The organism is Bacillus sp. AK124, assembly GCF_053903085.1.
On sequence record NZ_CP096378.1, the window covers coordinates 3,954,924 to 3,976,344 of the forward strand.

Genomic DNA, 21,421 nt, shown 5'->3' on the forward strand with positions numbered 1-21,421 from the left:
CGCCGCTTTATTTGAAAACGCTTTCTGTTATACTCAACCATTTCCCTATGAATGCAAAGAAAAAACCCTTTAAGAATACTTAAAGGGAATATTATGTTATGCCCACACCTCGTCTAGCGTTTCTCTAAACAGCCGGTCAAGCTCCTGCGTCAGATCTTCATGATCTGTTTTATATGCTTTGGCAACCGTCTGAAGCCGCTCCAATTCACGATCAATAAATGCGTGGAGGATAGGGTTTTGAGGTTCAAGATTGAACTCCTCCCCTTTCTTTTTCCTCTCAAGCAGCTGTTGGATTTCCGTTTTCAGCGGTCCATCTTCCGTAAGTTCGTTAAGCAAAACCTGAAATTCAATCGGAGGAACCGTCCGGCGGCTTTCAATCCACTGACAAGCCAGAATTGGGCGGAGCACATAAAAATACTTTTTGATTTTCACTTCTTCCCGCTGCAGATAGTGGCGAAAATTCCCTGATGCCATATTGAGATAATGGTACATGCAGGAGACTGGAGAAAAGGCGCGGCTTTTCAGCTGCCTCATGTTTTCCGCCAGCGAATAGGCTTCATAATAAACCGTTCCCGAGGAAAGCCATTCGAGAAGCGGAGGGTTTGATTTCCTAAACAATCTTAACGCTTTTGTCAGCTCCCAACCGCTGATATCGAGAGAATCGTCAATCGGCAGTTCAATCACATCGCGCTTTGCATCAATTGACAGATACCAATCTTTTTGATGGACATAAATAAATCTGACATCGTAATCACTGTCCTGTGAGGGAAAGCCCCAGGCTCTGCTGCCCGATTCAACCGCATAGAGGATTTTAACACCGTATGTCGCTTCAATGTTTTTCAGTTCTTCTTGAATTCGCTGTTTCATAATAAGTGCACCGCCAGTTTATCGTTTCTATTATTTACATTATAGTGTCTGCTCAGGCATTAAGCGACTTTTTTGCGGTCGCAGAGCCAGAAAAGATCTTATCCAGAGAAGTGGCTGCCGTGTATCTTCGGCCTGCCCGTTTTTATGGCGGCGGGACGCCAAACGGTCAAACAAGACCGAAAGAGCCTATGATCAGACAAATCATTGGCTCAATATATTGACACAGCGATAGAAACAGCTTAATTAAACGTTTGTTTAAGATCAGCTAAGCCCCAGCATCTCCACAATGTAGTCGGCCGTTTCCTCGGCAGACCGGTGATCTGTTTCGACTTTCAAGTTGTGGAATGCATACATGCTCTTTCTCTCATTAAACAGCTGTTTCATTTCTTCGATTGAGCGGTTATGAAGAACCGGCCTGTTCTCAATCAAGAGATCCATCCGCTGCTTCCAACTCTCCCATGTTAAATCAAGAAAGATGACAAAGCAGTGTTCGAGACACTTCTTTCTGATGTCCTCCTGTTGGAAAGCGCCTCCCCCTAAAGATACGATGCTGCCCATTGTATGTTCGCACATCTGAAAAATATATTCTTTTTCAGTCTGTCTGAAAAACGCTTCCCCTTTTTGTTTAAACATCTCCGGAATAGTCATTTGAAAGTCATTTTCAATCTGCTGGTCGATATCGATAAAGTCGCGGTCTAATTTCTTTGACAGAAGCTGACCGATGGTTGTTTTCCCGACGCCCATAAACCCGATCAGCACGATATTCTTATCTCTCATTGCGGCATTCATTTCCAGCTTCTACTCCTCCTTGCATAAAGGAATCAAATATCTTAATTATATGGCAAATCCAGCTTGAATGATATAGGGTGCCTGTTAATAAAAAAAGAGGCTGAAGTCAGCCTCTTTTTTGCTATTTCCACCAGTCGTCAAACATTGAAGCAGGGACTTGGCGTTTGTGCTCGGATGCCTTATAGCGTTTTTCGATCGCCTCGGCCACCTCGCTGGAGACGGCTTTTCCTTCAAGGTAGTCGTCGATGTTATCATACGTCAGGCCGAGCTCTGTTTCATCGGATTGCTGAGGTTTTTCATCAAGCAAATCGGCGGTCGGAGACTTCGTATAAAGCCGCTCCGGCGCTCCCAGTTCTTCCAGCAGGCTTCTGCCCTGGCGCTTTGTCAATCCTGTTAGCGGCAAAAGGTCTGCCCCTCCGTCTCCGTATTTTGTGAAGAATCCGGTAACAGCTTCTGCAGCATGGTCTGTTCCGATCACCAGCAGCTGATTTTGACCCCCGATCGCATATTGGGCAATCATCCGGACTCTTGCTTTTACATTGCCTTTGTGAAAATCGGCAAGCGCCTCTCCCGTGACTGACTGATATTGATCAGCAAATGAGCCTACAGTTGAAGCAATGTCAAAAGCAAAAGACTTGTCAGGCTGGATAAATTTGAGTGCCAGCTGGGCGTCATCTTCATCCTGCTGAACGCCGTAAGGCAAGCGGACCGCAATAAATTCCGCCTGAACGCCTTCTTCTCTCAATTCTTCAACAGCCAGCTGGGCAAGCCTGCCCGCCAATGTGGAGTCCTGTCCTCCGCTGATGCCTAAAACAAAACCTTTGGCACCCGTTTTTTTCAAATAGCTTTTTAAAAAACCGACCCTTTTTTCAATTTCCTGTTTCGGTTCGATAGAAGGCTTTACATTCAGTTCCTGCATGATTTTTTCTTGTAAAGTCATCCGTCATTCCTCCTTTTGACTGAATGAACCGTAATGATTATGTCTTTAACTATAGCATATGTTTTATTTCAAAGTGAATATTGAGGTGCGCAGAGAGCCTTTCCTCCCTCTTTTCTTCGTGAATAAAAAAGGCGCCCCCTGGCAAAATAACAAGAAGATTTAGAGGGGTTGAAACGATGAAACGACAAGCGAAAAAAGGAGATTTAAAATGGTGGCAGCTCTCCATGATCGGAGTCGGCTGCACAATTGGAACGGGGTTTTTTCTCGGTTCAAGCATCGCGATTAAGAAAAGCGGCTTTTCCGTATTAGCCGCCTTTCTTCTTGCTGCCCTTGGCACTTTTCTCGTCTTTCAGCAGCTGGCGAAATTAACGGCGGATCATCCTGTTGAAGGGTCTTTTTGTTCTTATGCCAGGGAGGCCTTCGGCAATTGGGCGGGGTTTAGCAATGGCTGGGTCTACTGGTCATCGGAAATGCTGATTATCGGGAGTCAGTTGACGGCGATCTCCCTGTTTACACGCCATTGGTTTAACCAGGTTCCGCTGTGGGTGTTCGCCTCCATTTATGCGGTTCTCGGGCTGATCGTCATTTTCACAGGGCGCAGCAGTTTTGAAAAAACGGAAAACATACTGGCCGTGTTGAAAACGGCGGCCATTTTAATGTTTATCATCATCGCTGTCTTGGCATTGTGCGGGCTGTTGCCAGGAAAAACGCCTGACGCGCAGTTCCCTGACCGGGTTCACGAATTGTTCCCTTTCGGCTTTATGGGATTATGGACGGGGTTGATTTACACATTTTACGCCTATGGAGGAATAGAAGTCATGGGTCTGATGGCGATTCACTTAAAAGACCCGAAAGATTCATCAAAATCAGGGAGCCTGATGCTCATAACCCTTGCTGTGATTTACGTCGCATCGATCGGGCTGGCCATGCTCCTAGTCCCCCACGGGGCATTTACCGAACAGAACAGCCCGTTTATTACGTCATTAAAAGACTTTCATCTCGATTTGATCATGGATATTTTCAATGGCATTTTCATTATCGCCGGTTTTTCAACGCTGACTGCTTCCCTGTTCGCTGTCACCACACTGATGGGAACAATGGCGAAAAATGGAGATGCACCGGCCTGCTTTGCGAAAAAAGAAAAGGCGAAAGTATCGTGGCCGGCACTCGGCCTGACGGTGCTCGTTCTCGCTGCTTCCATCGTTCTGTCGCTGCTTTTGCCGAAGCAGCTTTATGAACATATGACAACGGCCGCCAGCTTAATGCTGCTCTATAACTGGATGTTTATCCTGCTTTCCAGCAAAAAGCTCACAAAGCCAAAAATGAAAGGGAATGTCCAGATTATCACAGCGCTTGTCCTGATTTTATTTGCCGTTTCAGGTACGTTATTTGAAAAAAACAGTAGACCCGGCTTTTTTGTGAGCCTTCTGTTTCTTGCCGTTATTGCTGTTGTGACAATGCTGATGAAAAAAAGGTGGGCCCATCAGGAACAGAAAAACGGGCAGACATAATCAGCCTCCCGCCTTCAGCAGTTCGAGCATCCCCTGATAGCCGAAGTAACATCCGAAAACAATTAGACTGATGCCCGCGAGCCAAGTCGTTGCTTGGATCATCCGCGGGCTTAAAAATGTTCTGAATGTCCCCGCAAGAAAAGACATGGCCAAGTCCCACAAAAAAAGTCCGATTAAAATGCCTGAACTGCATATTAGCAGCTGGTATGATTCGTACGTCTCTACCGTTTTCGCCAAAATGCTTCCGTAAATGCCGAGCCAGAACATGATGCTCAGCGGGTTTGAAAGGGAGATCACCAGCCCAGACAAGAAAGATTTGCGGTATGAACCTTTCTCTCCCGCACCTCTCATCAGCGATACTTCCTTCGCCTTGACCAGGCTCTCGATCCCCGTATAGGTCAAAACAAAAAAACCAAACAGCCATAAAAATGTTTTTAAAAATGGCGCTGTCAAAAATTGAGCGACTCCAAAATAGATCAAAGCCATATATAAGACATCCGCCGTCACAGCGCCAAGACCAAACAGCCAGGCATGAAAGAAGCCACCTTTCATCCCCCTGTCGATCTGCGCCGCATTCACAGGGCCGACAGGTGCGGCCAAAGACAAGCCCAAAAACACATAACTCAGGAAGATGTTTATCATATCTCGTCCTCCTTCCGCGGATAACTTGTACAATGTATTCAAAAAGAGGAGATGATAGAACAAACAGATTAAAAAGCCTTTTCCCATTGCGGGAAAAGGCTCTTCTTTATATGCCAAGCTTTGAAAGTGCAAATGTCCAAATGCAAATGATGAAAAGCAGGATCAAGCTATATTTAACGGTTTGGCTGAAAAGCTTTGATTCCTGCCCTGTCTCTTGGACCGCGGCTGTTGCAATCGCAATCGACTGCGGTGAGATCAGCTTGGCCATCACGCCTCCCGCGGTATTGGCGGCAAGCAGCAACGCTGAGCTTGTCCCGATTTGCGCTCCGGTGACAGCTTGCAGGTGGCCGAATAATGCATTGTTGCTGACGACTGAACCTGTGATAAACACGCCGATCCAGCCCAATACGGGACTGACGAACGGAAAAATATCCCCTGCTTTGGCAAGCGCCAGTCCGATGGTTGAACTCAATCCGGCATAATTGGCCAGGTTTGCAAAACCCATCACAAAGCAAATGGTCAGAACAGGAAGCCACAGTTCCTTGACCGTCTCTTTCAGGCTGGAAAGTCCTCCGCGGAAACTGATGTTTCGGCTCAGCACAATCGTGAAGATCACGGCGATCAGTATCGCCGTACCCGTCGCTGAAATGAAGTCAAGCTTCATCACGGCATCAAGCGGTGCCGGTTCCGGAGCGATTGGCGGCGTTTTCAGCACTTCCCGGTGAAGAAAAGGCATGTTGAATAAAATCGTCGATTGTTTCAGCCATCCGCCTTCCTGAAAAAGTCCTTTAAAACCGGGCAGGCTCCACACCGCAATGACGGCGGTCAAGATATAAAACGGAGACCAGGCTTTCATAATGTCTGCTGCATGATATTTTTCAGCGGGTTCATGTTCATTCCCGGTTTCTCTGTATATGTGGCGCGGCTGCCACTTTTTCAAAAACAGCGCCAGCGCTCCCATACTGATTAAAGCGGCCAAAATGTCCGCAAGTTCCGGCCCCAATCCAATCATCGTTATAGTCTGCACCGCCGTATAGCTTCCGCTTAATACAAGGAGAGCCGGCAGCGTTTCCCTTATTCCTTTAAACCCGTCCAGTATGAAAACGAGCAGGAACGGGACAAAGAAAGTGATGAACGGCAGCATCAAAGCGAGCGTTCTGGAAAGCTCAACCGGTGTCAAGCCTCCCATCTGTGCTCCTGTGATTACCGGAATTCCGATCGCTCCAAAGGCCCCGGATGCCGCATTCGCAATTAAACATAGAGATGCCGCTTTTAAAGGTTTAAAACCAAGCTCGACAAGAAGAACGGCACTGATCGCAATCGGCACGCCGAAGCCTGCCGCGCCTTCCAAAAAGGCATTAAAACTGAACCCGATCAGCAATAACTGAAGCCGCTGGTCAGACGAAATCCCGGCAATGCTCGCTCTGATCACTTTAAACTTTCCGGTTTTGACAGAAATTTTGTAAAGCCATACAGCCATCAGGACAATATATCCGATCGGCCAAAGACCGTTTACAATTCCAAGTAAAACGGCTGAGACAGCTTTCGCAGCCGGCATGTGAAAAAAGAAAACCGCTACAATAAAGCTGACCGCCAGCGTCAAAAATGACGCGATGATTCCTTTCATCTTCAGCACGGTCAATGCAAGGAGAAAGAAAAGAATCGGCAGAATGGCGGCAAAAGCGCTGATAAACAGATTCCCAAACGGATCGTATATCTGCTGCCACATTTTCATCATCTCGCAATCTTCATGGTGTTAGTATCTTCATGATGTTCAGTTATGCCTGCAGTTCAAAATGCGGTTTTAAAATTGCTTTTAACACACCTGCGCTATACTTGAATTGCTGTTTTTCCTTTTCATTCAGGTCGAGCTCAATAATTTCCCTCGCTCCGCATCGGCCGACAACCGCCGGAACTCCGATATAAACATCATTTTCCCCAAATTCGCCTTCAAGATGTGCGCTCACGGTTAAAATCGCTTCTTCATTGCGGTAAATCGCTTTCGTGATACGCGCGAGGCTCATGGCAACTCCGTAGTATGTCGCACCTTTTTTCTCGATAATGTGGTAAGCGGCGTTTTTGACATTGTCAAACAGTTCATCAAGATCTTCTGCTTTGTATTTCTCATTTCTTTTCAGCAAGTCGCTGACGGGAACTCCGCCAATATTCGCGTGGCTCCAGACAGGCAGCTCCGTATCTCCATGTTCACCAATGATGTAGCCGTGCGCATTGTGGGCAGCGACACCGAAATACTCGCTGAGCAAGTAACGGAAACGGGCTGTATCAAGTGTTGTACCGCTTCCGATCACGCGTTCTTTCGGAAGTCCGCTGAATTTCCAAGTCGCGTAAGTCAAGATGTCGACCGGGTTTGTAGCGACAAGGAAGATGCCGTCAAAACCGCTGGCCATGACTTCTCCGATAATTCCTTTGAAAATTCTCAGGTTTTTTTCGACAAGATCCAGACGGGTTTCCCCCGGCTTTTGGTTTGCTCCGGCGCATACGCAGACAATGTCGGCGTCTTTGCAGTCCTCATATGTGCCGTACCATGTTTTCACAGGATGTGGGGCAAATGCTTTACCGTGGTTTAAATCCATGACATCGCCCATTGCTTTGTCTTTATTTAAATCAATGATCACAAGTTCGTCTGTGATACCTTGGTTAATTAACGTAAATGCATAACTGCTTCCAACAAAACCCGCACCGATCAAAACTGTACGGTTGACTTTTTGGTTTCTCATGACTCATCATTCCTTTGCCGTTTGTTTTAAAATCTAAGCTGTTTGTGAAACTCTTCACATTCATATTGTGCAATACTTCACATACTTTTTCAAGTGATATACATTTTTATTTATGTCTATTTTGTGTCTCTACATACTTCTTCCTTAAATTTGTACATTTTTTGGTAAAAATATGCCTTACAGCTAAAGAAAAATTGGTAAACGTGCTGCAAAAGACTGCTTTATCTGCAAGTGCATCAGGCCCATTCCAATCTAAGTTTCCCCTTTTCAACAGTCATAACACCTCAAATCTTCAGCAACATTCAATCATCGCCGGGTATAATGCCGTCCAAATTAACATTTTAAATATTCAATCTTTTAGTTTGTTAGTAAAGCTGACAAAAATACTGCCAACCCTATTCTATTTTGTCATGATAAATTCTAGAATCTATCGGATGGGGAGTGTTGCAATTGAAATTGGCGGATTTGAGGAAGAGCGGACACGCGCCTTCCTTGTTGTCATCTTTTTTATATTTCGATGTCAGCTTTATGATTTGGGTGTTGCTGGGGGCGCTTGGTGTTTATATTACGGCTGATTTTGATTTATCTCCATCACAGGTCGGATTGATTGTCGCCATACCTACTTTGGCCGGATCGTTTTTCCGGATTGTGCTCGGCATTTTAACCGACCGTTTCGGACCGAAAAAAACGGCTATTGGCGGAATGCTGGTGACGATGATTCCGCTGATATGGGGGTGGCAGTTCGGTTCATCGGTCGCCGAGCTGTATATCATCGGAATTTTACTCGGTGTGGCAGGCGCAAGCTTTTCCGCATCCCTGCCAATGGCGAGCCGCTGGTATCCGCCGCACTTGCAAGGCCTTGCCATGGGGATCGCCGGAGCGGGAAACAGCGGAACACTGCTCGCTACACTATTCGGCCCTCGCCTGGCGGAGCAAGTGGGCTGGAACGGCGTCATGGGATTGGCGCTGATTCCTCTGATACTCGTGTTATTCAGCTATTTCCTTATGGCAAAAGAACCTCCGAATCAGCCGGCGCCTAAACCGCTCAAAGACTATTTTGCTGTTTTCAAAGAAAGGGACACTTGGTATTTTTGCCTTCTCTACAGCGTAACATTCGGAGGTTTTGTCGGCTTGTCCAACTTTTTAAGCTACTTTTTTGCATCCCAGTATGCCGTTCCGGCGGTAAGGGCCGGCGAATTTGTCACGCTCGTCGTTGCATCGGGAAGCTGCCTCCGCCCTGTCGGCGGGTTGATTGCCGATAAAATCGGCGGCGTGCGTCTGCTGCAATTCCTCTTTATCGGGGTGGCTCTGTGCATGTTCTCAGTCAGTATGCTCCCGTCTCTTGGCGTTGTCACAGCCGCATTATTTATCGGCATGGGCTGCCTCGGGATGGGGAACGGCGCGATATTCCAGCTTGTACCGCAGCGATTTCAGCAAGAGATCGGGATGGTGACGGGAGTCGTGGGCGCTGCGGGGGGAATCGGCGGATTCTTCCTCCCGAATATTCTCGGAACGCTGAAGCAAATCACGGGTACGTATTCAAGCGGATTCCTCACCTTTACCGTTATCGCATTTTTGGCACTCGGACTGCTTTTGCTTGCTCAGGCCGGATGGAAAAAACAGTGGAAAACCGAGGAGAAATCAATTCGAATATAAAGGGAGCCGCTCGATTCTTTTCGAGCGGTTTTCTATTCCTGCCAGGACCGTGACGATTGGATGCTCGTGTGAATAGAAGCAGCGTATATCACCCTGATCCTCCCGATTGTTGAAATGAAGATTCAAGCACTTTTTTCGCGAATTCCAGCATCCCGCTGTAGAGCGGATAAAGCCCGTTTGGCTCTTCAGATTTGCGAACCTTCCAAAATCGATTGGCTAAATCCTCATGTCCCTTAAATGAGTGATCAAACAAGCACTTGATATCCTCCGCGATTTTGCTGTTTTTCACAATCTTACTCACATAAGCTTTTCAAAAGAGATTCGTCAAATTCGAATACCAGATATTCATCCATATCATGTTGTCCGTATAAAGCAGGATGCCGATGACGATCATCAGCGCGCCGCCGATTTTCATGAGCATATTCGAATATTTCATAAGCGGCCTGATGTTTCCGATAAAAAACGCCATGAGCAAAAAAGGAATGGCAAAACCTAGAGAATATGCGGTGATCACCATGAATGCGCTCCCAAAATCAGGGTTCTGAAAATTTGCATATGCGATCGTTCCGAATATAGGCCCGATGCACGGCGTCCAGCCCGCTGCAAAAACCATTCCGACAAGCATTGAATTCAACAAGCCTATTTTCCCTCTTCTAAACGAAAGGCGCCGCTCCTTCATCATGAAAGCCGGCCGGAAAACGCCGAGGAGGAACAGGCCCATGACGACGACAAATATTCCACCCAGCATGCGGATCAAGTTATGGTATTGCAAAAACAGCAGGCCAAACGAGCTGGCGGAGAAACCCAATATGTAAAAAATTACAGAAAAGCCGACCAAAAAAGCAGCCGCGTGAATCATCACCGATTGTTTGATGCGCTTTGCATCTCGGTCTTTCAAATCGCTGACCGAAATCCCGGTGATGTAGGAAATAAATGATGGATACAAAGGCAGGCAGCACGGAGAAATAAACGACAGGAAACCGCCGCCGAATGCCAGCCATAAAGCGGCCATATACTTCCATCCCCTTCATGTTTATATATTTTTTACCATGCGATTCTCTTTCTCTAGCATAACATAAAAAACCGCCTATCATGGCGGTGATTTTTTGTATATTTGAAGCCGTCGCCAGATCATCCGGCGGACGGCTTCTTCACTATCCTTTTTAACCGTTTAAAGCGGCTTTTTTCATATTGTCCTGAAGTTCCAATATGCGTTTGGCCCCTTCTTCGCGCAGGCGTTTGTTCTCATCTTCAATCTGCTTCGTCTCCTGCATGCCTTTGACAATCGTATTCCAAGACTGTTCGATCGTTTCAATATCGATGCTCGGCCTTCCGGACATTCTCGCGATTTCAACGGACTGGCTCGAAATATTTTCCGCGTTTCGCTTCAGCATTTCGTTGGTGCGGCGGTCGAGTTCGCTCATTGAATCGGCGACAAGCTTTTGGCGCTTGGCGGTCACGGCCTGGATGATGCCGTTTTTGAAAATCGGAATCGTAATGATGAATGCCGAGTTGATTTTTCCGATCAGCTTTGTGTTTCCGCGCTGAAGCAGGCGGATTTGCGGCGCGGTTTGAATCGCAACCATCCGCGCCATATCGAGATCATACACCCGTTCTTCCAGCGCTTGAATGCCATTTCGAAGCGTATCAAGCTCCATCTGTGCCATTTGGTTACCGCTGGCCGCTTTCGCTTCATATTCAGGGATGAGCTGCTGCAATTCTTCTATTTTCATCTGGCCGGCTACGACGTATTTCTCCAGCTCCACATAGTAATTGAGGTTGCTTTCATACATTTCATCAAGCGTCACGGTCGATTTTGTCATTTCATCTTTATATTTCGAAATTTCGACGTTGATTTTTTCGATTTCACCGCCGAGCGTTTGATATTTTTTAAATATTTTCTCGATCATGCTGTTGCCGCGCTTAAATAACTTGGAAAGCAGGCCTTTCTGTTCTTCAAAGTCATTCTTGTCAAAGCGGTCCATGATTTTTCCGAGCTGCGTCAACATCGCACCTGAATCTGTCACACTGTTTGTTCTCATCATAGAGAGAATACGGTCTGAGAACTTGGATATTTCAAGAGCGGGCTCTTTTCCGAATTCTAAAAGCTCCACTTGGTTTTTCACGTCAATTTGCCGTGTCAGAGCTTGCACATCGGGCTCCCGGCGGAGTTTGGCACGGATGTCTTCCGCTTTTTCAATCGTGATCTCTTCCTCTTTGCTGATATTGACGATGCTTGTTTCATTTGGATTTGCCATCAGAGTGGCTCCCTCCTTAAAAGATTTTATTGATGAACTTCCGGACGATTGACGGCTCTTTAAACTCCTGGTTGAAGGACATGTCATCAAGCCAATGGATATCGAAATGCTGTCCATCGATATAGCGGTCAATACACTTATAGCCCGGCGGATTATAGATGATGATATCGATGCCGATTTCATTTAACAAAAGCAAGGCGGCCGCGTCTGAACGGGTGAGTGTTCCCGTCTGTTCAGTGTGGTACAAGATCAGCTTCGGCACTGTCTGTGAATAGTCAAATGTCTGAATCATATTCAAAAGCGCTGCCGGAAGCTGTACCGCCTGGGTGAACAAATACAGCTGCACATCGGCTGATTTTTCATTGTTCAAGGCCAGCATCTTCGGGCTTTTGCACAGCCTGGAAACCGCTTGGGCAATGCCGCGCTGCACTCCCTCAGGCAAATGCTTGTAGCGCCATATATTGCTCTCCATTAATCGGCCCGGATCGATCGTCCCCGTTTGATCAAGCGCATGGCTGTAATGGAATTGATAATTGGACGTCTCTTCCTTTGTAAACGGGAAGCGTCGGATCGTATGCGACTCCTTATACTCCGTCAGCGTCTGCAGACGGTCCCAGTATTCTTTTTCATTGCCGGAGACGCCCATGACCATCGCGAATAAGTTCGGAATGTTGACCGTTGATTGAGACGCTTGAAAATCGGGTCTGATAAAGGCGCGTTCCTTCGCAATTAAAAACAGTTCATCATACGTGGTCTTCAAAGTCACGGAGACCGGGGTATGCTCCCTGAACTGCCAAGGTTTGTACATGAGCGAATCCTCATTGTGCAGAACAGTATCCAGCTCCTTCGCGGAACGGTACGCCACCGTTGATTTTCGCTGAGGCTTTTCAGTCGGGAACGGCTCTAATGCAGACGTGCCCGGGTATGTGAAAACAAAAGAAAGCTTTTGCTCAGGATCAAGCTGGCGAAATTCGTCTTTTCCCTCCGGATGAAACAGCAGCACATCACATCCGACAAGCATCAAATAGTATAAAAAATACCGTTGGCTCTTTGTGGTGTCCCCATACCAAACCACTTTCGGCATCGCATTTTCGCAGTCGGCTTCTTTCAGCCACTTCTCCAAATGATTGCCCATCCATTTGACAAGGTCGAGGAGGACCCGGCGAAACTCCGGATCGTTCAATCCTTTTTCATGAAAGGACTGAAACATCTGCAGCACTTCGATAAGCGCCTTCCTTAAATGGCGGTGCATCGCGGCGTCAGGGTGCTTAGGAATGAGCTGCTCCCCGTCGAGAAAAGCGGCAAACCGATTGACGGAAAGCCCTTTTTCTTTCTGATTGACCATATGGATGCGCTGTATGGCCTGAAACCTTTCCGGAGAAATGGTCTTATCAAGCGTCTCGCTTAACACATGCACATCACCGGACTCATACAGCTCATGGAGATATATGTAGTAATCCGTTTCATCGTGCGGCGTTCCGAGAATCCGTCCCGCCAGACGGCTTATCATCAGATGTCCGTTTTTTTCATACGGGGTTCTCTCCGGCAGCGGCTTCTTGATGATCTGCTTCCATTCATCATCATTGACCAGGGCGTTTTGAATATTAATCTCTTGATTCATAGCGCTCAGCCGTCTCCCCTTTCTTCTGAGTCAGTGTCACTTTTCCGTCCAAATACGGCACACATGCCCGCTCTTGTTACGGCATAGGTTGTCCCGAACTTTCGGATTGTTCCTGCAGGAAAATCATGCGCTCTCTTTCGGAGCGTAGACGAATCAATCCCCCACTCTTCACAAGCCTGCTGGGAACTGAGAATCTCGCTGCTCGTGAGATCGACTATTTTCATCATGGCTGTTCATCCTAAACATTCATTTGTTTTCTCCTGAGAATATTCACAATATATGATGCCGTCTGCGGCTCTTATTTTTGAGACCGGAGTGATGGTGCGGCATTTATACAGCAAAGGCGCTTTGCCCATTTCTCAACACCCGGCCCGGCCTAACTTCCGAACGATCCAAGATTTGAAAGCGGTTTGGACGCTCTAAGTATGTCTGTATAGCTGCGGTTTTCATGATATACACCGTAGATTTCAGCCTTTAATAATATTTTTTTGGCCCAGCTGAGGTACGGCTTGATTTCGATCATTTTATTTGAAAAAGAGCTTTTCACAACGCCTCGGGTGCCGTCGGCACTTTCGACGATGCTCAGGGCATCCAGATAATCTTCCATTGAGATAACGTGCAGGCTTTGGACCGCTTTTATTTGTGACGGATGAATCACGCTCTTGCCGTGAATGCCGTTGGCCAGATCAAGAAGCGTTTCATTGATCAATCCGTCTATATACCGATTGATCACAAGCGAAGATTCCCCCGCATCAGCCCAATTCGGCCCAAAAGTCTGAACTGTTCGCGAAGCATCTTCAAAGTACTCCCAGACAGGCCCCGAAATCACAAATTGCAAGCCGAAATAATTGACGATATCTTTGATGAAATCAGAGATGACCAAAACGTCATAAATCGGCGTTTCCGGTTTTCTTCTTATCCCATACAGACCGCACAAATCAGTCGCGCCGATCCTAATATTCAGAACGATATCTTGATAAAAGCCCAGCGTTGATTTTAATTCCTGTAACGCCTTTGCCCTCGTTTCCATTGCCAGCAGGTCGGGTGTCTCAAAGATCGGCATTCCGTACAGCACAATGCCGGATTCTTGCGACAATTTCGTTAAAGTATCAAGATAGTGCTCCGCATTCAGCATCGAAAACTTCGGAAATACGAATCCGGTAAACAAGTGAAGCGCGCGGCCGAGCTTGTTGCCCAATTCGAGCATTTGCTCAGGTTCCCGCACCCGGATAAACATCAGCGGCAGCACATCGCCGCTGATGTTCTGCAGTTTTTGCGCCTGGTAAATCATGTCGGCCTGACTGACAAGATTGTTTTCAGCCTGGAGAACCTCACAATCGCCGATCGAATCTTCAAGGCAAAAAACGACCGAGCACAGCTCAGGATACTTGTTATTGATCATGACATCTGCTATATCTTTTCGGTTCCCCGGAACATAAAGCGCAGCTCCAAGCGCATGCTCCAGAATGTGCTTCGGAGAGTCTTTAGTAACCGAACCCGGCAGTTTGAAAAAGACATCTTCTTTTTGAGAGGCGGATAAAAAATCAAAGTATTGCATATGGGTCACCTTCTTTGAATAAGAATCATACACCCCTTTGATGTAAAAAAGGGCGGAGCAGATATACTCCCCCCTTTATGTTTTGCAGTTTGTTATTCTTCCTTTGACGCCGCCGTTTGCTCTTTCACAGCTTTTTGCTTGTTCATATAGTGAATGATGAATGTCACGGCAAAAGCGATAATCAGAATGATAAAGAAGACGCTGTGCGGCATTTCAATATGCCATACACTCGCAGCCATTTTCAGTGCGATGATCCCGATTAAAACAAAGGCCGTTGCTTCAAGTTCAGGCACTTTGTCAATCAGCGTCAGGAAGAATTTCGCAACGGTTCTCATCATTAAGATGCCGAGCATGCCGCCGATCAGAAGCACCCATACCTTTTCAGATACGGCAAATGCCGCCAGGATGCTGTCCACCGAAAATGCGAGATCCATGAGTTCTACCGAAATGACAGTCGCCCAGAAGACCCCGAAAACGCGTACCATCCAGCTGTCTTTTTTGATGGCGTTTGATTCATCATCGCCCTCACCGATGAAGAAGTGCTTGATGACGAGCCATGCCAGATATGCGGCTCCGAGCAGTTTGATCCACCAGAATTTAATCAGGATCATACCAAGTCCAATGAATAGAAACCTAAAGAAGTAGGCTCCGATTAAACCGTACGTCAACGCTTTTTTGCGCTGTTTTTCCGGTAGGTGCTTTACCATGACGGCGAGAACGAGAGCGTTATCCGCCGATAAAAGCCCTTCCAGCACGACCAGCGAGCCGATCAGCCCCCAGGAAACGGGGTCCGTTAATACTTCCACCCACATTTCCCAATCGAAAAATGAGGCGTAAACTGACATAATATGATGAAATAAATCCACTTTGGTTACCTCCTAATGATGAAAAAGCAAGACTGAACCACGCAAACGTGATTCAGCCGGCAAAACTAGACTTGCAGGCCGTAGTTGCGGCAAAGCGATGCCAATCCGCCGGAAAATCCGCTGCCGATCGCATTGAATTTCCAATCGGCTCCATGACGGTACAATTCGCAAACAACCACCGCTGTCTCAATCGAAAAATCCTCTCCCAAGTCAAAGCGAAGCAGCTCCTCATTTGTTGATTCATCAACGAGCCGGACAAACGCATTTGAGACTTGTCCAAAGTTTTGGCTGCGGCTTTCCGCCTCGTGAATCGTCACCGTGATGCCGATCTTTTCAACATGGTCGGGTATTTTTGAGAAATCGACGATGATTTGCTCGTCATCGCCTTCACCTTCTCCTGTCCGGTTGTCACCCGTATGAATCACGGCGCCGCTCGGATGCTCGAGGTTGTTGTAAAAGACGAAGTCGCGTTCATTGATGCAACGATCGTTCTGATCGACAAGAAAAGCCGACGCATCCAAATCAAAATCGGCGCCGCCAGTATATTTGTTTGTATCCCAGCCTAAACCGATCAGCGCTTTCGTCAAACCGGGGTTCGTTTTCGTTAAATCGATCCTTTGCCCTTTAGATAATTGAATCGCCATCGATAGGACCTCCTTTAAGAAATGTCAGGGACCGGACAAACGGACGCCAGGGCGGCGACTGCTGTCCGGATCGTCAAAATCAGCCGACCTGCAGGCCGAAATCGGTGGCGATCCTCGCCAGTCCGCCTTGATAGCCTGAGCCGATCGCTGAGAATTTCCATTCTTCTCCGTGACGGTACAGCTCTCCCGTGATCAGCGCTGTTTCAATCGAGAAATCTTCACCCAGATCATAGCGGATTAACTCTTCATTCGAGTCTTCATTGATCACGCGAACATAAGCATTTGACACCTGTCCAAAGTTTTGGCGGCGCGCTTCCGCTTCATGAATCGTAATCACAAAAGAAATCTTTTGAATGTCGGCAGGCACTGCATTCAAATTGATTTTTACCTGCTCATCGTCTCCTTCGCCTTCACCTGTTCGATTATCGCCTGTATGTATGACAGCTCCGCCTGCGCCTTCGGTCTGATTATAGAAAATAAAGTCCTTTTCAGAAGCGCATTTGCCTTCTGCATTGAGCAGAAACACGCTCGCATCCAGGTCAAAATCAGCGCCGCCGTCATATTGATTGACGTCCCAGCCAAGGCCCACGACGACTTTCGACAATCCGGGATTTGTTTTTGTTAAATCGATCTTTTGTCCTTTCGCTAATGAAATTGCCATGTTATCTCCCCATTTCTTTTATGAATGTCAGGCGTAGCGTTTGACGATTTCCGTAATGCTCGTATCGTTTGTGCCTTCTCCGACAGCGGTGAATTTCCACTCGGCGCCGTCACGGTAAATCTCGCCCGCGATCAGGCTTGTCCGTCCAGAATAATCGTCCCGCAGATTGTATTTGACCATCTCCACGCGATCGTTCATATTGACGATGCGTATGAAGGCATTTTCAATCATTCCGAAATGCTGGCTTCGTTTCACGCAATCGTATATATTCACGACAAAGACAAGCTTATGAATATGCGAAGGAACTTTTTGCAAATCTACGATGATTTGTTCATCATCTCCGCTGCCTTCCCCTGTCAGATTATCTCCGGTATGTTCGATGCTGCCGCATCTGCTCTTCAAGTTTCCGAAATAAATGACGTTCTTGTTCTCTGTGACTCTTCCGTTTTCCAGCATCAGCACGGATGCGTCACAGTCAATATTCGGGGCTCCTCCTCCAAACAGCTTTCCAAAAAAACCGCCGCTTCCGGATGCTACCGGGTCCCAGCCGAGACCGACCAAAATCTTCGAAAGCCCCGCTTTCCCTTTTGTTAAATCAATCCGCTGACCTTTCTCTAAAGAAATAGCCAAACTGTTCACTCCTCCGTTGAATCATGACTTTCAAGATCACAGTGCTGGATGAGAATAAGAGTTTGATAGATCCAATTATCACGCCAGCGTGATTCATATCTTCACAACTACAAGACCAATGAATCTTTATTTAACCTGCTTAACTATATATACGGAAAGATTCAGGGGAAAGTTTCGCGGTTTTTCGATATTTTTTTATCATCTTTTCATCCTGGCCAAAAGAGAGACGACAATAGTAGCGATTGCACGAAGTCATCGTGTTTGGTATAGTATATCTAAAAGATATATATCAAAAAGATACAGAAGGCGGTATGTATGACAAAAAGAAATCACACGACTTACGCTCTCCTTGGATTGATTACGGCCGGCTACCGGACGGGTTACGAAATGAAACGAATGATCGACCAAAGTTTGAATCATTTTTGGAAAATCAGCTACGGCCAAATTTATCCCGCGCTGCGCCAATTAACAGAAGCAGGCTGGGTCGCTGCATCTCCGACGCTCTCGGACAAAAAGCCGGACAGAAAAGAGTACCTGATTACCGATGAAGGTCAAAAAGCGCTGCATAGCTGGCTTGAAGAACCGATCAATGGCATCGCCTCAGAAAAAAACGAATTTTTGCTGAAGCTGTTTTTCAGCGAGGAAGAAGAGCGGGAGAAAACCGCTTTGAAAGTCAAGGAGTACCAACGAAAGCTTGAAGAACGGCTTGAGGCATATCAAGCAATCGAGCAGTCAATTCTTTCATGCAGCTCCCATTCAAAGGACAGAGAGTACTGGCTTTTCACTTTGGATTATGGAAAACGCACCACCTCGGCCGGAATTGAATGGTGTGAAGCCACAATCAACCGGCTGAATGGAAAGGAAGGGACCAATGGGTAAAACGATCATCAACAAGCCTTTTACTGCCGCCCCTGAAGATGAAGTCGTTGTATTTGTGATCGGGATGAGAATAAACAAGTGGCATGCTGTTCATAAATGGTGGCCGGTTTTTACCGCCATGGCCCCTATGATAAAAGAGCTTCATCAAAACAAAGACCTCGGCTTTCTGGCAACGGAATCATCCATCAATTTCAGGACGATTTTTCTCATTCAATATTGGCGTTCTTTCGAAGATTTGACAGCATATGCAAAGGCTGATAAACATATGGCGGCTTGGCGCCGTTTTTATCAGAAAACTGCCGCATCAGGAGCCGTCGGCATCTATCATGAAACGTATACAGTTCCAAAAGGGCGCTATGAGGCATTTTACAATAACATGCCGTTGTTCGGCTTGGCAAAAGCGTACGGACATCAACCTGTCACCAGCAGAATCAAAACCGCTGAGCAGCGAATGCGGGGATCAGATATAGCGGGGAAATAAGCAGAAAGGAGCCTTATCGGTTACCCGATAGGCCCCTTTTCTGCTTAAAAAGCTCCTGCCCCGTCGCCTCCGCCCGCTCCGGGACCTCCCGCATCATATGCCCCGGCGTGCTCCTGCGAAGACGGCAGCTGCCAGCTGTAAAACGGATAATGCAAACAGCCTGCTGCGGCCATACCCAGGACAGGGGAAGCGTAATCAAGCCTGTTTGCTGATTGATTAAACCATCCTGCAGATTCATCCTCAACTTCAAGCACAATTGCATAGATCATCGTCTTTTCGTTTTGAGACAGGCTTCTCCCTGAAAACAAATCTTCTTTTCTCAGATGGTTTCTCCAAGAAAGAATCGATCTTCGGCAGATGGAAGCGTACCTGCTCTCTTTTACGGCCGGAATGAAGGCAATCAATAAGATAGACAGCCCGACGCATATGCCGTAATACAAAATGGTATGGATGCTGTCGATAAACACAGATGCTAAAAACAAGCCGGCCAAAAACAAAATCGTATACAGCTTTGATTTTGCAAGAACAATGCCCGCCGACAGTGCAAAGCCAAATATGACGCAAGCCGCCATGAATCCGGCCTGATGCACCACGTCTGCATACAGGATAAAGAGCAGGAGTCCGGTATGGACCGAAAGCAGTGAAAGCGACAGCATTCTCAGCCAGCGGTTTTCTTGAAACAGCTCCTTGAATTCAGGCGCTTGTCTGACACTTTCCGTCCATTTTTGAACCACGTTTTGAAGAATGATCCTCTTTCGTTCATATTTGCCCAGCTGTTCCTTATGCTTGCATTCTTCCTCAGTCGGCCCGCTGAGGGAATCCAGCCTGAACATATAGGTATCGCTGCCCGTTTGCTCAAAAAGTTTTTCAATTAAGAGCTGATCAGGCTTTGGCAAATCCGCCTTGCTCCCGGAAAATTCGAATTGGTATGTGTCATCAGGCGCCTCAGGATCGTTAAGAAACCTTTCTTCCGCCTGTACCTTCCGCATAGTGACCAATCCCCGTTGATAAAGCGAAAGCATGCCGGCCAGGAGATCACGGTCTGTGAAACGGCCTTTTTTGTAAAGAAAAGCGACAAGTACAGGATCTAAGGACTCGAGTTCTGCAAGCGAAAGCATGGCACGGCGTCTCTTCTTCAAAAACGAAAGCATGACAGCCATGATGACCATGAACCCGACAATCCCCGAAAATATCCAAATCATCCTGTCTGCGCCGGCAATCCGTTCATCCCGATCGGCGTAGCGTTTCGCCTCGTCTTTCTCCTCCTTCAGCAGCTCATCCTTTGTCTGATAAGAAGGGTGCCGGACCGCCTCTTTCAAGGCGCTCTGCGGAAAATATATCCTCAGTTCCGAGCCCGTGCCTGCGCGATAGAGTCCTGTCTCGTAGATGACTGATGAATCGTTCACCTTCGTAATCTTTCCGTTTCCTTTTTCACGCAAAAACGCATGAATATCACGTGCCTTTACCGAATCAGGCAGATGCACTTCAATCTTTACCCGGCCGAAATCCGTATTTGCCTTTTGGTAAAATGAATGAATCAAAATCGACGTGTCTTCAAACTTTTGGGCGGCATCTTCGATCACATAGCGAAACATCACTTTTTTTGTTTCATCCTTTGATGCCGAATAAGCATAATAAGTCCCGTCTTCTTTCTTTGTCTTCAACGGGATGGCTTGATCGCCTTTTTTTTGATGATTGGGAAGCAGATAGGCTTTAAAATTCTTCAAGCGGCTCGCGGTTTCTTCGCTGAACGATCTTGTCGCCCCTTCGAAAGAGCCTTTAAAATCGTATGTGTAAACTTCCTCTACGCTTAAATTACCGTTTTCTTTTACTGTCGCGCGTATATCAGCCCGCTCGATCGAAAAGGATTTGCCTGCTTCAGAAAAGCCTGTGACGAGAAAAAAGGCAATGAACATAAAAAAGAAAAAGGAGTGCTTCATCGTTTAGTAAATCCTTTCGTTTTTTGTATCTGCCTTATATACGGAAAAGCAAGGAAATTGTTTCAGCGGTTCACAGAAATGACAGAGATGACAATTTTATTATAAAAGCACATCTACGGTCTGCCGCACAAGCCATAAAAGAAAATATGCATCATTTCCTCTGTAAACTGTCTGTTTTTTTCAAAGGCTTCACCCAGAGTTTTTGAATGTTCAATGATCATATTCATAAAGATGAGAAAGCTTTCCGCGGTGATCTTGGGAGAGATTTCGCCTGACCGATGACCTTTTTCAATCATTTGGAGCATAAGGGGAATGATTTTTTCATCGTATTGCCGCTTTACATAATCCATTATTTCACTGTCTTCGATCATCACCTCTTTGACGACCGTTAGAGCAAATTTTTGATTATTGGCTTCCCTTTTCTGCAAAATCATCAATTCGATCTTTTCTTTAACGGAAATATCTTTGTTCATATATTCTTCAAAATCGCTGATGGACTGATCGATATAGTCTTTGAAAACCTCTTTCAGGAGCGCTTCTTTGCTTCCAAAGTAATTATAGATCGTCACCTGCGAAACATTTGCCGCTTTTGCGATATCGGTTATCCGGATGCGCTTTGGCTCCCATGTTTTGAGCATATCCAAAGCCGTCTTTTTGATTTTCTCTTTAATCAGCAAAGCCCTTTTTTCAAATCCGTTCATATAACCATCCTTACATATCTTTCTTAATGAAATTATAAC

At 46.6% G+C, this 21,421-nt stretch carries 22 protein-coding genes; 4 read left to right on the forward strand and 18 right to left on the reverse strand.

Annotated features, from left to right (window positions below):
- Nucleotides 1–96: 96 nt before the first annotated feature.
- From M1E06_RS19755 to nadE, 3 genes are all read right to left on the reverse strand, one after another.
- A complete protein-coding gene (locus M1E06_RS19755; RefSeq protein WP_020450079.1) occupies nucleotides 97–867 on the reverse strand; it encodes a nucleotidyltransferase domain-containing protein in 771 nt (256 codons plus the stop codon).
- Between the two features lie 261 nt (nucleotides 868–1,128).
- Nucleotides 1,129–1,656 (reverse strand): shikimate kinase, encoded by a 528-nt coding sequence (locus tag M1E06_RS19760; protein ID WP_020450078.1) that lies wholly within the window; start codon nucleotides 1,654–1,656, stop codon nucleotides 1,129–1,131.
- Between the two features lie 121 nt (nucleotides 1,657–1,777).
- Nucleotides 1,778–2,596: an ammonia-dependent NAD(+) synthetase gene (gene nadE, locus M1E06_RS19765; protein WP_020450077.1), complete on the reverse strand. Its 819-nt coding sequence runs from the start codon at nucleotides 2,594–2,596 to the stop codon at nucleotides 1,778–1,780.
- A 176-nt stretch (nucleotides 2,597–2,772) separates the two neighbouring features.
- Here nadE and M1E06_RS19770 point away from each other — a divergent pair, with 176 nt between their 5' ends.
- Nucleotides 2,773–4,107, forward strand: coding sequence for an amino acid permease (locus tag M1E06_RS19770; RefSeq protein ID WP_035337285.1), 1,335 nt, complete (start codon nucleotides 2,773–2,775; stop codon nucleotides 4,105–4,107).
- Here M1E06_RS19770 and M1E06_RS19775 read toward each other — a convergent pair whose 3' ends face one another.
- The 3 genes from M1E06_RS19775 to M1E06_RS19785 all read right to left on the reverse strand — a co-directional run bounded on the left by M1E06_RS19775 (nucleotide 4,108) and on the right by M1E06_RS19785 (nucleotide 7,487).
- Nucleotides 4,108–4,746: a LysE family translocator gene (locus M1E06_RS19775; protein WP_023855684.1), complete on the reverse strand. Its 639-nt coding sequence runs from the start codon at nucleotides 4,744–4,746 to the stop codon at nucleotides 4,108–4,110. It abuts the gene before it with no gap.
- A gap of 109 nt (nucleotides 4,747–4,855) precedes the next feature.
- Entirely contained in the window at nucleotides 4,856–6,478 is a 1,623-nt protein-coding gene (locus M1E06_RS19780; RefSeq protein WP_035339245.1) for an L-lactate permease, read from the reverse strand.
- 49 nt (nucleotides 6,479–6,527) lie between these two features.
- On the reverse strand, nucleotides 6,528–7,487 hold the full coding sequence (locus tag M1E06_RS19785) for an L-lactate dehydrogenase (protein WP_035337288.1): 960 nt from the start codon (nucleotides 7,485–7,487) through the stop codon (nucleotides 6,528–6,530).
- A 450-nt stretch (nucleotides 7,488–7,937) separates the two neighbouring features.
- Between M1E06_RS19785 and M1E06_RS19790 the strand changes: the two genes are divergently transcribed.
- Nucleotides 7,938–9,143, forward strand: a complete 1,206-nt coding sequence (locus tag M1E06_RS19790; RefSeq protein WP_023857806.1) for a nitrate/nitrite transporter — start codon at nucleotides 7,938–7,940, stop codon at nucleotides 9,141–9,143.
- Nucleotides 9,144–9,231: 88 nt separating this feature from the next.
- Here the strand turns inward: M1E06_RS19790 and M1E06_RS19795 are convergent, their stop codons facing one another.
- The 10 genes from M1E06_RS19795 to M1E06_RS19840 form a co-directional block, all read right to left on the reverse strand.
- Nucleotides 9,232–9,432: a hypothetical protein gene (locus M1E06_RS19795; protein ID WP_035337290.1), complete on the reverse strand. Its 201-nt coding sequence runs from the start codon at nucleotides 9,430–9,432 to the stop codon at nucleotides 9,232–9,234.
- Nucleotides 9,433–9,453: 21 nt separating this feature from the next.
- Nucleotides 9,454–10,155 carry a cytochrome c biogenesis CcdA family protein gene (locus M1E06_RS19800; RefSeq protein ID WP_023857805.1) on the reverse strand — a complete coding sequence of 234 codons (702 nt, stop codon included), beginning with the start codon at nucleotides 10,153–10,155 and terminating at the stop codon, nucleotides 9,454–9,456.
- Between the two features lie 151 nt (nucleotides 10,156–10,306).
- Nucleotides 10,307–11,401 carry a toxic anion resistance protein gene (locus M1E06_RS19805; RefSeq protein ID WP_020450069.1) on the reverse strand — a complete coding sequence of 365 codons (1,095 nt, stop codon included), beginning with the start codon at nucleotides 11,399–11,401 and terminating at the stop codon, nucleotides 10,307–10,309.
- A 16-nt stretch (nucleotides 11,402–11,417) separates the two neighbouring features.
- Entirely contained in the window at nucleotides 11,418–13,022 is a 1,605-nt protein-coding gene (locus tag M1E06_RS19810; RefSeq protein ID WP_035337292.1) for a YceG family protein, read from the reverse strand.
- A 5-nt stretch (nucleotides 13,023–13,027) separates the two neighbouring features.
- Nucleotides 13,028–13,249, reverse strand: coding sequence for a helix-turn-helix domain-containing protein (locus tag M1E06_RS19815; RefSeq protein ID WP_003178729.1), 222 nt, complete (start codon nucleotides 13,247–13,249; stop codon nucleotides 13,028–13,030).
- Nucleotides 13,250–13,398: 149 nt separating this feature from the next.
- Nucleotides 13,399–14,580 (reverse strand): HpcH/HpaI aldolase/citrate lyase family protein, encoded by a 1,182-nt coding sequence (locus tag M1E06_RS19820; protein WP_020450067.1) that lies wholly within the window; start codon nucleotides 14,578–14,580, stop codon nucleotides 13,399–13,401.
- A gap of 92 nt (nucleotides 14,581–14,672) precedes the next feature.
- Entirely contained in the window at nucleotides 14,673–15,446 is a 774-nt protein-coding gene (locus M1E06_RS19825; RefSeq protein ID WP_020450066.1) for a TerC family protein, read from the reverse strand.
- 65 nt (nucleotides 15,447–15,511) lie between these two features.
- Nucleotides 15,512–16,090: a TerD family protein gene (locus M1E06_RS19830; protein ID WP_020450065.1), complete on the reverse strand. Its 579-nt coding sequence runs from the start codon at nucleotides 16,088–16,090 to the stop codon at nucleotides 15,512–15,514.
- Between the two features lie 79 nt (nucleotides 16,091–16,169).
- Nucleotides 16,170–16,751 carry a TerD family protein gene (locus M1E06_RS19835; protein ID WP_020450064.1) on the reverse strand — a complete coding sequence of 194 codons (582 nt, stop codon included), beginning with the start codon at nucleotides 16,749–16,751 and terminating at the stop codon, nucleotides 16,170–16,172.
- Between the two features lie 27 nt (nucleotides 16,752–16,778).
- Nucleotides 16,779–17,381, reverse strand: a complete 603-nt coding sequence (locus M1E06_RS19840) for a TerD family protein (protein WP_020450063.1) — start codon at nucleotides 17,379–17,381, stop codon at nucleotides 16,779–16,781.
- A 315-nt stretch (nucleotides 17,382–17,696) separates the two neighbouring features.
- On the opposite strand from M1E06_RS19840, the gene M1E06_RS19845 reads away from it, so the two are divergent.
- Both M1E06_RS19845 and M1E06_RS19850 read left to right on the forward strand, forming a co-directional pair.
- Nucleotides 17,697–18,260 (forward strand): PadR family transcriptional regulator, encoded by a 564-nt coding sequence (locus M1E06_RS19845; RefSeq protein WP_035337296.1) that lies wholly within the window; start codon nucleotides 17,697–17,699, stop codon nucleotides 18,258–18,260.
- A complete protein-coding gene (locus tag M1E06_RS19850; protein ID WP_035337301.1) occupies nucleotides 18,253–18,741 on the forward strand; it encodes a DUF4188 domain-containing protein in 489 nt (162 codons plus the stop codon). The genes M1E06_RS19845 and M1E06_RS19850 overlap by 8 nt, the downstream gene beginning before the upstream one ends.
- A 44-nt stretch (nucleotides 18,742–18,785) precedes the next feature.
- Here the strand turns inward: M1E06_RS19850 and M1E06_RS19855 are convergent, their stop codons facing one another.
- Both M1E06_RS19855 and M1E06_RS19860 read right to left on the reverse strand, forming a co-directional pair.
- Nucleotides 18,786–20,681 carry a DUF2207 domain-containing protein gene (locus M1E06_RS19855; RefSeq protein WP_035337304.1) on the reverse strand — a complete coding sequence of 632 codons (1,896 nt, stop codon included), beginning with the start codon at nucleotides 20,679–20,681 and terminating at the stop codon, nucleotides 18,786–18,788.
- A gap of 113 nt (nucleotides 20,682–20,794) precedes the next feature.
- Complete coding sequence (locus M1E06_RS19860; RefSeq protein WP_023857800.1) at nucleotides 20,795–21,382, reverse strand: TetR/AcrR family transcriptional regulator; 588 nt, start codon at nucleotides 21,380–21,382, stop codon at nucleotides 20,795–20,797.
- Between the last annotated feature and the right edge of the window lie 39 nt (nucleotides 21,383–21,421).

Bases quoted from the DNA above. Each gene is read 5' to 3' on its own strand.
- M1E06_RS19755 (WP_020450079.1), bottom strand. From the start codon at position 867: ATGAAACAGCGAATTCAAGAAGAACTGAAAAACATTGAAGCGACATAC.
- M1E06_RS19760 (WP_020450078.1), bottom strand. From the start codon at position 1,656: ATGAATGCCGCAATGAGAGATAAGAATATCGTGCTGATCGGGTTTATG.
- nadE (WP_020450077.1), bottom strand. From the start codon at position 2,596: ATGACTTTACAAGAAAAAATCATGCAGGAACTGAATGTAAAGCCTTCT.
- M1E06_RS19770 (WP_035337285.1), top strand. From the start codon at position 2,773: ATGAAACGACAAGCGAAAAAAGGAGATTTAAAATGGTGGCAGCTCTCC.
- M1E06_RS19780 (WP_035339245.1), bottom strand. From the start codon at position 6,478: ATGTGGCAGCAGATATACGATCCGTTTGGGAATCTGTTTATCAGCGCT.
- M1E06_RS19785 (WP_035337288.1), bottom strand. From the start codon at position 7,487: ATGAGAAACCAAAAAGTCAACCGTACAGTTTTGATCGGTGCGGGTTTT.
- M1E06_RS19800 (WP_023857805.1), bottom strand. From the start codon at position 10,155: ATGGCCGCTTTATGGCTGGCATTCGGCGGCGGTTTCCTGTCGTTTATT.
- M1E06_RS19805 (WP_020450069.1), bottom strand. From the start codon at position 11,401: ATGGCAAATCCAAATGAAACAAGCATCGTCAATATCAGCAAAGAGGAA.
- M1E06_RS19810 (WP_035337292.1), bottom strand. From the start codon at position 13,022: ATGAATCAAGAGATTAATATTCAAAACGCCCTGGTCAATGATGATGAA.
- M1E06_RS19815 (WP_003178729.1), bottom strand. From the start codon at position 13,249: ATGATGAAAATAGTCGATCTCACGAGCAGCGAGATTCTCAGTTCCCAG.
- M1E06_RS19820 (WP_020450067.1), bottom strand. From the start codon at position 14,580: ATGCAATACTTTGATTTTTTATCCGCCTCTCAAAAAGAAGATGTCTTT.
- M1E06_RS19830 (WP_020450065.1), bottom strand. From the start codon at position 16,090: ATGGCGATTCAATTATCTAAAGGGCAAAGGATCGATTTAACGAAAACG.
- M1E06_RS19835 (WP_020450064.1), bottom strand. From the start codon at position 16,751: ATGGCAATTTCATTAGCGAAAGGACAAAAGATCGATTTAACAAAAACA.
- M1E06_RS19845 (WP_035337296.1), top strand. From the start codon at position 17,697: ATGACAAAAAGAAATCACACGACTTACGCTCTCCTTGGATTGATTACG.
- M1E06_RS19850 (WP_035337301.1), top strand. From the start codon at position 18,253: ATGGGTAAAACGATCATCAACAAGCCTTTTACTGCCGCCCCTGAAGAT.
- M1E06_RS19855 (WP_035337304.1), bottom strand. From the start codon at position 20,681: ATGAAGCACTCCTTTTTCTTTTTTATGTTCATTGCCTTTTTTCTCGTC.
- M1E06_RS19860 (WP_023857800.1), bottom strand. From the start codon at position 21,382: ATGAACGGATTTGAAAAAAGGGCTTTGCTGATTAAAGAGAAAATCAAA.